Source organism: Variovorax sp. 3319 (assembly GCF_031456585.1).
GTDB lineage: Bacteria > Pseudomonadota > Gammaproteobacteria > Burkholderiales > Burkholderiaceae_C > Variovorax > Variovorax paradoxus_P.
The window spans coordinates 14079-26655 of record NZ_JAVDUZ010000011.1; the positions used below are offsets into that span (position 1 = coordinate 14079).

The window sequence follows — 12577 nt, forward strand, 5'->3', positions numbered from 1 at the left end:
TCGCGGCCAAGAGCCGATGAAGGCCCGGCGAAAGGCCTGCTGAAGCAAAAGGCCGTGCATCGCTCCTGCAAAATGGAGCGATGCCCCACAGCGTTTCACTCATCAACACCATCGCCGCCGGCCTGGGGCTGGCGCTCGTGTTCGGCTTTTTTGCGGTGCGCCTGCGGCTGCCCGCGCTGGTCGGCTACCTGCTGGCGGGTGTGATCATCGGGCCCTTCACGCCTGGCTTCGTGGCCGATGCCGGCATTGCAGCGCAGCTGGCCGAAATTGGCGTGATGCTGCTGATGTTCGGCGTGGGCCTGCATTTTTCGCTCGACGACCTGCTGGCGGTGCGCAAGATCGCATTGCCGGGCGCGTTGGCGCAAATTGCCGTGGCTACGCTGCTAGGCGGCGCGCTGGCAATCTGGTGGGGCTGGAGCTGGGGCGAGGCGCTGGTCTTCGGGCTGGCGCTGTCGGTGGCAAGCACCGTGGTGCTGCTGCGGGCGCTCGAAAGCTTGGGCATTCTCGATTCGTTCACCGGCCGCATCGCCGTCGGCTGGCTGGTGGTCGAAGACCTGGCCATGGTGCTGGTCCTGGTGCTGATGCCGCCGCTCGCGGGAGCGCTGGGCGGCCATGCGACCGGTGTTGCCGGTGCCGCCGATGCCGCCGACCCGCTGTGGCAGACGCTCGGGGTCACGCTGCTGCAGGTGGGCGGCTTCGTGGCGCTCATGCTCGTGGTCGGAAGGCGGGCCTTTCCGTGGATTCTCTGGCAGGTAACGCGAACCGGCTCGCGCGAGCTGTTCACGCTGTGCGTGATTGCTGCGGCGGTCAGCATCGCGTTCGCATCTGCGGCGCTGTTCGGCGTGTCGTTTGCGCTGGGCGCGTTCTTCGCGGGCATGGTCATGCGCGAGTCGGAATTCAGCCACCGCGCGGCACAGGAATCGCTGCCGCTGCGAGACGCCTTCGCGGTGCTGTTCTTCGTGTCGGTGGGCATGCTGTTCGACCCCTCGGTGCTCATCGAGCGCCCGCTGCAGGTGCTGGCGGTGGTAGCCGTGATCGTGCTGGGCAAGTCGCTTGCGGCTTGTGCCCTGGTGCTGGCGTTTCGCTACCCCTTGGGCACCGCGCTCACGGTGAGCGCCAGCCTGGCCCAGATCGGGGAGTTCTCGTTCATCCTCGCGGGGCTTGGCGTGTCGCTCGGCGTGTTGCCGGCCGAGGGGCAGAGCCTCATCCTGGCGGGCGCGTTGATTTCCATCGCCACCAATCCGCTGTGGTTCAGCCTTATCACGCCATTGCAAAAATGGCTGCACGCCCGCATGCCGCTGGCGCGCGGCGTCGAGTCGCGAGACCATCCGTTGGCCGAACTGCCGACCACGACCGAGGCCAGGTACCTCTCACGGCAGGTTGTGCTAGTGGGCTACGGCCGCGTCGGGCGTCGCATCGCGGCCGAACTGGAGGCCAACGACATTCCCTACGTGGTGGCCGAGCAGAATCGCGAACTCGTCGAAAAACTGCGCGAAGCCGGCGTTGCGGCGGTGTGGGGCGACGCAGCCGAACCCGCGGTACTGATCCAGGCGCACATTGCGCGAGCCCGGGTGCTGGTGGTTGCAACGCCCGACGCCCTCAACGTGCGCCAGATGATGGAAACCGCGCGCACGCTCAACCCCGCAATCGAGACCGTGATTCGCAGCCACAACGAAGACGAAGCCCGGCTGCTGACCCAGCAGACGACGGCGACCGTCTTTCTTGGCGAACACGAACTCGCGCAAGCCATGGCTCGCGACGTGGTTCGGCGGGCCGCAGCTGCGGCCTGACCCCTCGGTGCAGGCGCCTTAGAGGTCTTCGATGACCAGCGTGCGATAGCGTTGCGCGATCGAATAGGGCACTGCGCGCACCGCGTCCATCACCCGGTTCGCCGCTTCTTCGTTCTTGGTCTTGACCAGCAGGGCCGTGTGGCCTTCGCGCGCCAGCTTGGTATAGGCACGAACGGTGGCGGCGTCGGTGCCGGCCGAAGGCAGCGGGTCGTCCGACTCCTTCACTGTCGGCGTGATCTCGTTCAACACCGTCTCAGGGGGAATCAGATAGATCTCGTCGCCGCTCACACCCTTTTGAAGCAGCTCATGGCCGATGCGGTTTGCATCTTCGGCGCTCGGAAACATCACGATCGAGTAGCCGGTCGGATAAAAAGCGCCACCGATGGTCGCTCGCATATTGGGTTCTAGGACGAAATTCTTCATGGTGCTGCCTCCTGGTGATGCAGTTCTGCAGTTCTTTGCTTGCCCACCACGCTAGGCCTCCGGCTGGCCAGGTTCTGTAGGCCTGCTCCCTATATTTCCGCAGGTTGGCACGGCAAACCAGGCGCAATGCCCGCGCAAGCTCCTGTACACTGGCTGCCTCATGTCTTGCCGCTTCTTCCCCACTGCCGATTGCGTCGCCTCCATGGCCCGCATGATGCCGCCTGCGTTTGCGCGGGCGAATGGGGCATTGGTTGCACGAATGATTACCACCATTACCACCGCGGCCACCTGAGCACGCGCAGGTGGCCGTTTCGGCAGCCACCTGGTGTATCGCTCTTCTCCCCGAATGATTGAAACCCAGCTCTGGCAGCTGGGTTTTTGTTTTTTCATCCGGAGATTTCCATGTACCGCGATCCAGTCCAGTCACTCGAACCCTTGCCCAGCCGCAGCGCGGCCATCCACGCCCTGCGCGTCGGCATGATCGGCATTGGCACCGTCGGCTCTGGCACCTTTCGCGTGCTGGCACGCAACCAGGCTGAAATTGCAGGCCGCGCCGGACGGCCGATCGAGGTGGTGATGGTCGCTGCGCGCAACCTGGCGCGGGCCGCCGGTGTCGTGGGCACGGGCGTCGCGCTCACGGACGACCCGATGCGCGTTGCCACCCATCCTGATGTGGATGTGGTGGTCGAAGTGGCGGGCGGTACCGGCCCCGCACGCGACTGGGTGCTGGCGGCCATTGCGCACGGCAAGCATGTGGTCACCGCCAACAAGGCCCTGCTGGCCGTGCACGGCGCCGAAATTTTTGCGGCCGCCCGGCAGCATGGCGTGGCCGTGGCCTATGAAGGCGCCGTGGCGGTGAGCATTCCCATCGTCAAGGCACTGCGCGAAGGCCTTACGGCCAACCGCATCGAGTGGGTGGCCGGCATCATCAACGGCACCACCAACTTCATCCTGAGCAAGATGCGCGACGAGGGCCTGGACTTTGCCGCCGCGCTCGCACAAGCCCAGGCGCTGGGCTACGCCGAGGCCGACCCGGCCTTCGACGTCGAGGGCATCGACGCCGCGCACAAGCTCACGCTGCTGGCCTCCAACGCATTCGGCACCCAGGTGCGCTTCGACGACGTGCAGGTGGAAGGCATCACCGCCCTGCAGCGGGTGGACGTGGCCTGCGCCGAACAGCTGGGCTACCGCATCAAGCTGCTGGGCGTGGCGCGGCGGCGGAAAGAGGGCGTGGAGCTGCGCGTCCAGCCTGCGCTGGTGCCGGATTCGCACCTCATGGCGCATGTGAACGGGTCGATGAACGGCATCATGGTCAAGGGCGATGCCGCCGGCGTGACGATGTACTACGGTGCGGGGGCAGGATCCGAGCAGACCGCATCAGCCGTGATTGCCGATCTGGTCGATGTGGCCCGGCTGCCCGGCACCAGCGCCGCGCAACGCGTGCCGCACCTGGGTTTTCATGCCCACGCAATGACGACGCTGCCGGTGGTTGCCCGAGCCGATGTGTGTTCGTCGTACTACCTGCGAGTGCCCGTGCATGCCGCGAGCGCCATCGAGGCGGTGGCGAGCTGGGCTGCAGGCCACCAGTTGCCTGTGCGGCAACTATCGCTCGGTGCGCAGCAGCCAGGCGCCGGCCCACAGGTGCTGGTGCTGACGCAGCCGGTGCGCCAGGCGGTGGTGGACTTGGCCGTCAACGTGCTCCAGGGGCATCCGGCTGTGGCGGACGCGGTAACGGTGTTGCGGGTGGAGGAACTGGCCTGAGGCCTTTTCTTCCAACTGAGACAGAATGCGCCCGGACGCGGGCGCCTGCACCGCACATGCAACCGGAGCTGCAATGAATGTCGATTGGCTAGCCAACCCCCGAGAACTTGAAGGGAGCCGCGCGTGAGGCGCTGGCTCCTGGCCATTGCGATCGCCTGGGCATCCCACGCCCTCGCTCAACCGGCCGAACACGCGAAGCCGGTGGAGGGCGCGTCTTGCGAGGCGGAAGAAGCCGCACTGGAGCGCGAGATGGACCTGGCCCGCTCACGGGGCCAGATGCTGCGCCGGCGCCAGCTTGCCGAAACCCTGGCGGCGCTGCACACGCGCTGCCACGGGGCGGAGCCTCAGCAGAGCCGCGCGGCCCGCATCGACAAGCTCGAGCACGAAATCCGCACGCTCCGCTCGGAGCTGGAGCGCGCCGAAGAGCAGCTGCGCGACCTGCGAAACGAGCGCCCCTGACGGGCTGCCTCGGCCCGCACCAGGCTGAAGACTAAAGCCGCGGCAGCTGCATACGCACGCGCCGCGCCGCTTCTTCCTCGCGCGCATCGTCCACCTCGCGCAGCACATTGCCCAGGTCGACTGGGCCGGTATCGCGCACGTGGGTGCCGCTCAACACCGTTTCAACACGCAGCAGGCCGCGCTCGTAAAGGTGCCAGATTTCGTCGCCGTAGCGCGTCGCCAATAGCTCAGGCGCAAACTGGCCGAAGAAGTTGCGCAGGTTCTCCACGTCGCGCAGCAGCATTCGCCTGGCGTGGTTGTTGCCCGCCGCGTCCACCGCCTGCGGCAGGTCGATGACCACCGGGCCGTCGGCCGACAGCAGCACATTGAACTCCGACAAGTCGCCGTGCACGACGCCCGCGCACAGCATGCGCACCACCTCTTTCAGCAGGCTGCCGTGGTGCCGCAATGCCTCTTCGGGTGTGAAGGCCACGTCGTTCAGGCGCGGCGCCGCATCGCCGTTGGCGTCGGTCACCAGCTCCATCAGCAGCACGCCTTCAAGAAAGTTGTAGGGCACCGGCACGCGCACGCCTGCCGCAGCAAGGCGGTAGAGCGCATCGACCTCGGCGCTTTGCCAGATGGCCTCGGTCACCTGGCGGCCGAAGCGGGTGCCCTTGGCCATGGCGCGCGTCTCGCGCGAATTGCGCACGCGGCGGTTCTCGGTGTAGTCGACGGCCTGGCGAAAGCTGCGCTTGTCGGCTTCCTTGTAGACCTTGGCGCAACGTGTCTCGTCGCCGCAGCGCACCACGTACACCATGGCTTCCTTGCCGCTCATCAGCTGGCGTACCACGGTGTCGATCAGGCCTTCGTCGACCAGCGACTGCAGTCGTGGCGGTGCTTTCATTGCTATTGCTCCCTCGGGGCCAGCGGTCGGATCGTGAGGAAGGCCCTCAGGCTTTCCGGGCCGATCTGGTAGACCGCATCATGCCTGTGCGGCGCTCCGCAGGGCAAAGGCGGGGCAAAGGTCGACCCAGGCTGCAGGCGCATGCAACGAAAATCGCAAGATGAACCACAAGAGCAAGCTCGCCGTTTTTCTTCTCGCATGCGCAATCAGCCTCGGCGCCCAGGCGCAGGAGTGGCCTGCCAGGCCCGTTCGCGTGATCGTTCCCGCGCCGCCCGGGAGCTCGCTCGACCTGATCGCCCGCACGCTGGCAGACCGGCTGCGAACGATATGGAAGCAGCCCGTCGTCATCGAGACCAAGCCCGGCGCGGGCGGCCTGATCGGAATGGACGCAGTGGCCAAGGCGCCGCACGACGGCTACACGCTGGGCATCGGCTTCAACGGACCGATTGCGTTCGGCCCCTACATGTACAGCCGCATGCCCTATGCGCCCGCGCACGATCTGGTGCCGGTCGTTCTCACCACCTCGCAACCCAACGTGCTGGCGGTGCAGGCCGACAATCCCGCAAACACGTTGCCGGAGTTCGTGGCGTGGGCAAAGAAGCAGGGCAACGGGTTCAGCTATGCGTCGGTAGGGGCGGGCAGTTCGTCGCATCTCACGATGGAGCTGTTTCGCAGCGCCGCGGGTATCCAGGCGGTGCACGTGCCTTACGCGGGCTCGCCGCCAGCGGGGCTTTCGGTGGCCGCTGGCGACACGCAGGCGCTCTTCACCGTCGCGCCTGCGCTGCTGCCGCTCATCCAAGGCAAGCGCATCAAGCTGCTTGCAGTTACCAGCGCCAAGCGGTCCGAACTCATGAAAGACCTGCCCACGGTCGCCGAGTCCGGCTACCCGGGCTTCGAGGCGCTGGCCTGGAACGGCCTGTTCACGGCCACCGGCACACCGCCGGAGGTGGTTCGCCGAATCAACGCCGACGTGAACGCCGTGCTGCAAGAGCCGGCCGTGCGCGAGCTGTTGTCGAGCCAGGGGCTCGTGGCGGGCGGCGGCTCGACGGAAGAGTTCAGGTCGTTTATCGACAGCGAGGGCCGCAAGTGGGGCGCCATCATCCGCAAGGTGGGCATCCGGCTGGAGCAATGATCCGGAATTTGGATCAATTGATCTGAATTTTCGATTTTACGGATGGCGATGGGCTGCCTACAGTCCGCCTCGATGAACGCCACTGCATCGCCCCCACTGCTGATCGGCTGCGCGGCCGGCTTTTCCGGCGATCGCACCGATGCGGCCGGCCCGGTGGTCGATACGCTGATCGCCCGGCTGCAAGGCGGCCCCCCGGGGCAGCGCGCTTTCCTGATCTTCGAAACGCTGGCCGAGCGCACGCTCGCGTTGGCCCAACTGCGCCGCCAGGGCAACCCCGATGCGGGCTACGAACCCTTGCTCGACGCCATGCTGCGGCCCGTGCTGGCGCGATGCCTGGCGCACGGCATTCGCATCGTGAGCAACTTTGGCGCGGCCAACCCGCGCGCCGCGGCACGCCATATTGCGCGCATGGCGCGCGAGTTGGGAGCCGTCGCACCGCGCATTGCGGTGGTGGAGGGCGACGACCTCTCCGGCACTGCGCATCGCCCGTTGCTGCACGAGGCACTCGGCGCCCAGATGGAGGGCCTTCGCATCGTGAGCGCCAACGCCTACATTGGGGCCGAGCCCATTGCCGCAGCGCTCGACGCGGGTGCGCAGATCGTTGTGTGCGGCCGTGTGGCCGACCCGTCTCTTGCGGTAGGTCCGGCGATGTCGCACTTTGGCTGGCGTGCCGACGACTGGCACCGCCTGGGCCGCGCCACCATGGCCGGCCACTTGCTCGAATGCGGCGCGCAGGTCTGCGGCGGCTACTTTGCCGACCCCGGCTACAAGGACGTGCCGGGGCTCGAAGAAGTGGGCTTTCCTATCGCAGAGATCGATGCCGACGGCCATTGCACCATCGGCAAGGCCGACGGCACCGGCGGGCTCGTGAGCGAGGCCACGGTGAAAGAGCAACTGCTGTACGAGGTGCACGACCCGAGCGCCTACCTCACGCCCGACGTGGTGGCCGACATTTCCGAAGCAGAGGTCAACCAGCTGCCGGGCGCCGCAAATCGCGTGGCGCTTTCGGGCGTGCGTGGCCATGCACGGCCAAGCCACTACAAGGTGAATGTGTGCCACGAAGGTGGCTGGCTTGCAGAGGGCGAAATTTCCTATGCAGGCCCGCGAGCCGAGGCGCGTGCGCGCCTTGCGGCGGACGTGCTGCGCAAGCGGCTCGGCGGCCTCGCGCTGCGTGTGGACCTGATCGGTGCACTGAGCATTCTTGGCGACGACGGCGGCCGCATGCTCGCGGACACCTCCGACACCGGCCTGCGCGACGTGCGGCTGCGCGTTGCGGCCGCGCATGCGGACCGCACGCAGGCAGAGCGGCTTACGCGCGAAGTCATGGCGCTGTACACCTGTGGGCCCGCGGGCGGGGGCGGCGTGCGCACTGCGATCACGCCGCGGCTCAACACCTTGTCGTGCCTGCTGCCGCGCGAAGCGGTGCCGGTGCGTTTTGAACTGCTTGGCGCGGAGGCACTGGCATGAGCACCGCGACCGACACCATCGAAGTGCCGCTCTATCGCGCAGCCCACGGCCGCACGGGCGACAAGGGCGACCGCTCCAACATCAGCGTGATCGCCTGGCATCCCGATCTTTACCCGTTGCTGGCCGAGCAGCTCACGCCGGAAAGCGTAGCCGCCCGGTTTCGCCATCGCGCGCCTGCGCGGGTGCAGCGCTTCTTGCTGCCCAGGCTGCATGCGATGAACTTCGTGCTCGATGCGGTGCTCGACGGCGGCGTCAACGATGCGCTGAACCTCGATGCGCACGGCAAGGCGCTTTCGTTCCTGCTGCTGGACATGCCCATTCGCGTGCCACGCCCGCTTGTGCCGCTGCTGGCGGGGCAATAGCGGCAATCCGATTCTTTTTCCTCACCCGTCCATCCGGAGACAAAACAATGAAACGACGTTCCCTGACTCTTTCGGCCGCCGCACTGGCCCTGGCGCCGCTGCTTGGCCATGCGCAGCAGGCCTTTCCAGAAAAGCCCATCACCTTCGTGGTGCCCTTCGCGGCCGGCACGGCCACCGACCAGATTGCACGTGCGCTGGGCAACAGCATCACGGCCGAAACGAAGCAGCCCGTCGTCATCGACAACAAGGCCGGCGCCAGTGGCTTCATCGCCTCGCAGCAGGTGGCCAAGGCTGCGGCCGACGGCTACACGGTGCTGATCACCACCAACACCACGCACGCAGCCAACGAGCACCTCTTCAAGAAGCTGCCATATGACCCGGTGAAAGACTTTGCGCCCATCGCTGCGCTGGGCAAGGGCGGGCAGATCATGGTGGTGAACCCTTCGTTCCCGGCCAAGAGCGTGGCCGAGTTCGTGGCGCTCGCCAAGAAGGAGCCCGGCAAGTACAGCTTTGGCAGCGGCAGCTCGTCGAGCCGCATGGCCGGCGAGCTGCTGCAGCAAATGGCCGACATCAAGCTGCTGCACGTGCCCTACAAGAGCAATACGCTGGCCGTAACCGACCTGCTGGGTGGACAGATCCACATGATGATCACAGACGCGGCCACGGGCCTGCCGCAGGTCAAGGGCGGCAAGCTGCGCGCACTGGGTGTTTCCAGCGCAGCGCGTTCGCCGCTTGCGCCCGATGTGCCCACCATTTCCGAGGCCGGCGTGAAGGGCTACGAGATGGGCTACTGGTTTGCAGCCTACGCGCCTGCAAAGACGCCGCCCGCCGTGGTCAAGCGGCTTAACGAACTGCTGGTGAATGCGGCGAAGAGCGCGTCGGCCAAGACGGCTTTCTATGAGCCCACCGGCACAGAGGTGTTCACCACCTCGCCGGCAGAGCTTGCCAAGTTCCAGACGGCGGAGTCGCAGAAGTGGGGCCGCATCGTGAAGGCGGCCGGCATCGAAGCCGAGTAACCAGGGGAGGGTAGCGGCGCCGCCCCGGTGGTGTCGCTGCTAGCGTACGTTCTCGTTCTTCCTAGGTGCGGTGTGCACCGCAAAGCCCGATTCGCCCGGCGCGATTTCGTCGCGCAGCGTGAGTGCGGGAATGTCGTAGTCGCCAAAGTTCTGCGGGCGAAACGGAATCGGCTCCGTCGTCCACAGCGTGTCGAGGCGCTGCCCGAGCTCTTCGGTAATTTTTGAGTACGCGAGCGCATCGACCTTGCCGGTGCGGTAGACCACATAGGGCGGCAGCACGTCGAACCCCGGGTAGTACAGCACCCCATGGTGAATGGGAAAGAGCAGGTCTTCCATCGGCCCGTTGATGCCGCGGGCACTGTAGTGCGAAGCCCAGCCGCCGGTGGTAACCACCAGCATCGCTCGCTTGCCGCTCATCACGCCCTGGCCGAAGCGGTCGCCCCAATGCGTGTCGGAGTGCTCCCCCACGCCATAGGCAAAGCCATAGGCGTAGACCCGGTCGATCCAGCCCTTGAGGATGGCCGGCATCGTGTACCACCACATCGGAAACTGAAAGATCACGGCGTCGGCCCAAAGCAGCTTGGCCTGTTCGGCGGCGACGTCGTCTCGCTGGGTGCCGGCCTCGAATGCGCGCAATGAATCGGTCACCGGATCGAAGTGGGCACCGGGCTCGATGTGCGAGAAGTCGTCCGCGTCGAGTGTGGCTTTCCATTGCATTGCGTAGAGGTCGGACACGCGCACTTCGTGACCGGATTGAATGAGGCGCTCCACCATGAATTGCTTGAGCGATCCGTTGAGGGAGCGGGGCTCGGGGTGTGCATGAACAAGAAGAATTTTCACGGCTGCATGTGCGTTGAATGACGATGCATGCAGGTTAAGGAAAGCCGAGCTATATTGGAAATGAATATTCAGAATTCCGGGAATAGTGTTGAACAATTTCAGCCGGCTCGACCTCAACCTTCTGCTCACGCTCGACGTGCTGCTGGCAGAGCGCAGCGTTACCCGCGCCGCCCAGCGGCTCAACCTTTCGCAGCCTTCGGTAAGCGTGCAGCTTGCCAAGCTGCGCGAGGTGTTCGCCGATCCGTTGCTGGTGCCCGCGCAACGCGGCATGCGGCCCACCGCACGCGCGGACGAATTGCGCGGGCCGCTGCGCGAAGCGCTCGAGTCGTTGGGCCGTGCGGTGGCGCCTGCCAGGCCTTTCGATCCGGTCGAGGCCACCACCACGTGGCGCGTGGCAGCCGCCGACTACGCCGAGTCGGCCATTCTTCTGCCGGTGCTCGCCGGACTGCGCACCGCCGCGCCAAACACCCGCCTGGCCGTTGTGGAGGCAGTGCCCTCGCGCATGGCCCGGCAGCTGGAGCAGGGAGAGATCGACCTGTTCTTTCATACCAGCGTGGGCGCGCCGCCGGGGCTGCACCGGCGGGTGCTGTTCAACGAGCGCTATGTGCTTGCCGGCCGTGCCGGCCATCCGCGCCTGAAGCGGCGGCCCACGCTGGCGCAGTTCTGCGCACTGGAGCATGTGGTGGTGTCGCTTGCCGGTGGCGGCTTTGCCGGCCCCACGGACGATGCGCTAGCCAAAAAGGGCCTTGCACGGCGCGTGGTGCTGTCGGTGCCGCACTTCCTCTTCATGATGTCGGTGCTGGCCGGCACCGACATGGTCGCAATGCTGCCCGAGCGGTTGGCGCGCGGCGCGCCGGGGCTGCGCGTGGTGGAGGCACCGCTGGAGGTGCCGGGCTACGAAATGGCCATGCTCTGGCATGAGCGCCGGCATCGCGATGCCGGGCACCGCTGGTTGCGGGAGCGGATTGCCGAAAGCCTGTAAACGGCAACCGCTCGCAAGACAAAACTACTCCCGCAGGATTTTCTCCATCGCCTTGCCTTTGGCGAGCTCATCGATCAGCTTGTCCAGCTGCCGGATCTTCTGCATGAGCGGATCGTCGATCTCTTCGACGCGAACGCCGCACACCACGCCCTTGATGAGCGAGCTGTTCGGATGAATGGCAGGGGCCTGCGCGAAGAAGGTTTCGAAGTTGTTCGCCTGTTCGATCTGCCGCTGCAGCCCGGGCATGTCATAGCCCGTCAGCCAGCAAATGATTCGATCGACTTCTTCTTTCGTCCGGCCCTTGCGTTCGGCCTTTTGAACATACAAGGGGTAGACCTTGGCAAAGGCCATCGTAAAAAACGACTGCCGGGGCGCCATTGCTTTTCTCAACCCGGAATATCGGGCTCGACCAACTGTGCCAGCGCAACAAGGGACTCCTGCCAGCCCAGGTAGCACATCTCGGCGGGAATCACTTCGGGAATGCCTTCCTGCACGACAGACATTTCAGTGCCGCAAGAAACGCGCGTCAGCGTGACGGTGGTCTTCATGGTGCCCGGCAGGTTGGGGTCGTCGAACGCGGCATCGTAGGCAATGCGCTCCCCAGGCACCAGCTCGAGGTATTTGCCGCCGAACGAGTGGCTGTGGCCGGTGCCAAAGTTGGTGAACGACATGCGCCAGGCGCCGCCGACCACCGGCTCCATGCCATGTACCTTGCCGGTAAAACCGAACGGCGGCAGCCAGCGCTCGAAGGCCGCGGGCTCGGTAAAGGCGCGGTAGAGCCGCTCTGGCGGGGTGCGCAGCACACGGTGCAGGCGGACGGTGTTGGTAGCCATGGATGTGTTCTCCTGAAGTGCAAAGAAGATGCTCCGTCGCCGATGGTACTGATCCGTGCGGCTGTTGCGCAGTCAGATCACAGGCACGCTCGTTTCCTTCAGCACCCGCAGCACAAAGTGCGACTTGCTGTGGCGTATGCCCGGAATCTTGTAGAGCTTTTCGCGAAGCAGCCGCTCGTAGTCTCGCGTGTCGCGCACGGCAATGCGAATGTAGTAGTCGTAGTCGCCAGACACGAGGTAGGCCTCCCGGATCTCGGGAATGGTGGCGAGCGTTCGGCCGAAGTCGTACAGCGTTTCGTCGGTGTGGCTCTCGAGCGTGACCTGCACGATGACGGAGTCGTGGTAGCCGAGCTTGGCCGGGTCGACGTCGATGGTGTAGCGCTTGATCACGCCCGTGGCCTCGAGCTTCTTGATGCGCGTCCAGCAGCTGGTGGGCGACAGGCCGACCTCGTTGCCTATTTCCTGCAACGTCTTGCGCGAGTCGAGCAGCAGCACGCGCAGGATCGCCAGATCGGTCTTGTCGAAAGATCCTTCTTCGTTGTTGCCTGTTTGACGATTGGTTTTCATGAATTAAGCCAAATGAACCAAAAGAAAGAAGCAAATTCTGCATCAAAGCCTGAAGAATCGAC

At 65.6% G+C, this 12577-nt stretch carries 14 protein-coding genes; 8 read left to right on the forward strand and 6 right to left on the reverse strand.

The window, feature by feature from the left end:
• The first annotated feature begins 80 nt into the window (after positions 1–80).
• Positions 81–1790, forward strand: coding sequence for a YbaL family putative K(+) efflux transporter (gene ybaL, locus J2X67_RS21105; RefSeq protein ID WP_309956155.1), 1710 nt, complete (start codon positions 81–83; stop codon positions 1788–1790).
• Between the two features lie 18 nt (positions 1791–1808).
• Here the strand turns inward: ybaL and J2X67_RS21110 are convergent, their stop codons facing one another.
• A complete protein-coding gene (locus J2X67_RS21110; RefSeq protein ID WP_309956157.1) occupies positions 1809–2213 on the reverse strand; it encodes a hypothetical protein in 405 nt (134 codons plus the stop codon).
• 402 nt (positions 2214–2615) lie between these two features.
• Between J2X67_RS21110 and J2X67_RS21115 the strand changes: the two genes are divergently transcribed.
• Both J2X67_RS21115 and J2X67_RS21120 read left to right on the forward strand, forming a co-directional pair.
• The gene (locus tag J2X67_RS21115; RefSeq protein WP_309956159.1) at positions 2616–3974 is read left to right on the forward strand and encodes a homoserine dehydrogenase; all 1359 of its coding nucleotides are present in this window, start codon (positions 2616–2618) and stop codon (positions 3972–3974) included.
• 123 nt (positions 3975–4097) lie between these two features.
• Positions 4098–4433 (forward strand): DUF1090 family protein, encoded by a 336-nt coding sequence (locus tag J2X67_RS21120; protein ID WP_309956161.1) that lies wholly within the window; start codon positions 4098–4100, stop codon positions 4431–4433.
• 31 nt (positions 4434–4464) lie between these two features.
• Here J2X67_RS21120 and J2X67_RS21125 read toward each other — a convergent pair whose 3' ends face one another.
• A complete protein-coding gene (locus J2X67_RS21125; protein ID WP_309956163.1) occupies positions 4465–5316 on the reverse strand; it encodes a PA4780 family RIO1-like protein kinase in 852 nt (283 codons plus the stop codon).
• Positions 5317–5476: 160 nt separating this feature from the next.
• Between J2X67_RS21125 and J2X67_RS21130 the strand changes: the two genes are divergently transcribed.
• The 4 genes from J2X67_RS21130 to J2X67_RS21145 all read left to right on the forward strand — a co-directional run bounded on the left by J2X67_RS21130 (position 5477) and on the right by J2X67_RS21145 (position 9293).
• Positions 5477–6448: a tripartite tricarboxylate transporter substrate binding protein gene (locus J2X67_RS21130; RefSeq protein WP_309956166.1), complete on the forward strand. Its 972-nt coding sequence runs from the start codon at positions 5477–5479 to the stop codon at positions 6446–6448.
• A 72-nt stretch (positions 6449–6520) separates the two neighbouring features.
• Positions 6521–7915, forward strand: a complete 1395-nt coding sequence (locus tag J2X67_RS21135) for an acyclic terpene utilization AtuA family protein (RefSeq protein WP_309956167.1) — start codon at positions 6521–6523, stop codon at positions 7913–7915.
• Entirely contained in the window at positions 7912–8277 is a 366-nt protein-coding gene (locus tag J2X67_RS21140) for a hypothetical protein (protein WP_309956169.1), read from the forward strand. The genes J2X67_RS21135 and J2X67_RS21140 overlap by 4 nt, the downstream gene beginning before the upstream one ends.
• Positions 8278–8324: 47 nt before the next feature.
• Positions 8325–9293 (forward strand): tripartite tricarboxylate transporter substrate binding protein, encoded by a 969-nt coding sequence (locus J2X67_RS21145; RefSeq protein ID WP_309956171.1) that lies wholly within the window; start codon positions 8325–8327, stop codon positions 9291–9293.
• 39 nt (positions 9294–9332) lie between these two features.
• Here the strand turns inward: J2X67_RS21145 and J2X67_RS21150 are convergent, their stop codons facing one another.
• Entirely contained in the window at positions 9333–10133 is an 801-nt protein-coding gene (locus tag J2X67_RS21150) for an NAD(P)H-dependent oxidoreductase (protein ID WP_309956173.1), read from the reverse strand.
• A gap of 88 nt (positions 10134–10221) precedes the next feature.
• Here J2X67_RS21150 and J2X67_RS21155 point away from each other — a divergent pair, with 88 nt between their 5' ends.
• Positions 10222–11115 carry a LysR family transcriptional regulator gene (locus J2X67_RS21155; RefSeq protein WP_309956175.1) on the forward strand — a complete coding sequence of 298 codons (894 nt, stop codon included), beginning with the start codon at positions 10222–10224 and terminating at the stop codon, positions 11113–11115.
• Positions 11116–11139: 24 nt separating this feature from the next.
• On the opposite strand, the gene J2X67_RS21160 is transcribed toward J2X67_RS21155, so the two are convergent.
• The 3 genes from J2X67_RS21160 to J2X67_RS21170 all read right to left on the reverse strand — a co-directional run bounded on the left by J2X67_RS21160 (position 11140) and on the right by J2X67_RS21170 (position 12515).
• Complete coding sequence (locus J2X67_RS21160) at positions 11140–11493, reverse strand: DUF2200 domain-containing protein (RefSeq protein ID WP_309956177.1); 354 nt, start codon at positions 11491–11493, stop codon at positions 11140–11142.
• 8 nt (positions 11494–11501) lie between these two features.
• Positions 11502–11948: an SRPBCC family protein gene (locus J2X67_RS21165; protein ID WP_309956179.1), complete on the reverse strand. Its 447-nt coding sequence runs from the start codon at positions 11946–11948 to the stop codon at positions 11502–11504.
• Positions 11949–12020: 72 nt separating this feature from the next.
• Positions 12021–12515, reverse strand: a complete 495-nt coding sequence (locus J2X67_RS21170) for an Lrp/AsnC family transcriptional regulator (RefSeq protein ID WP_309956181.1) — start codon at positions 12513–12515, stop codon at positions 12021–12023.
• Positions 12516–12577: the final 62 nt, after the last annotated feature.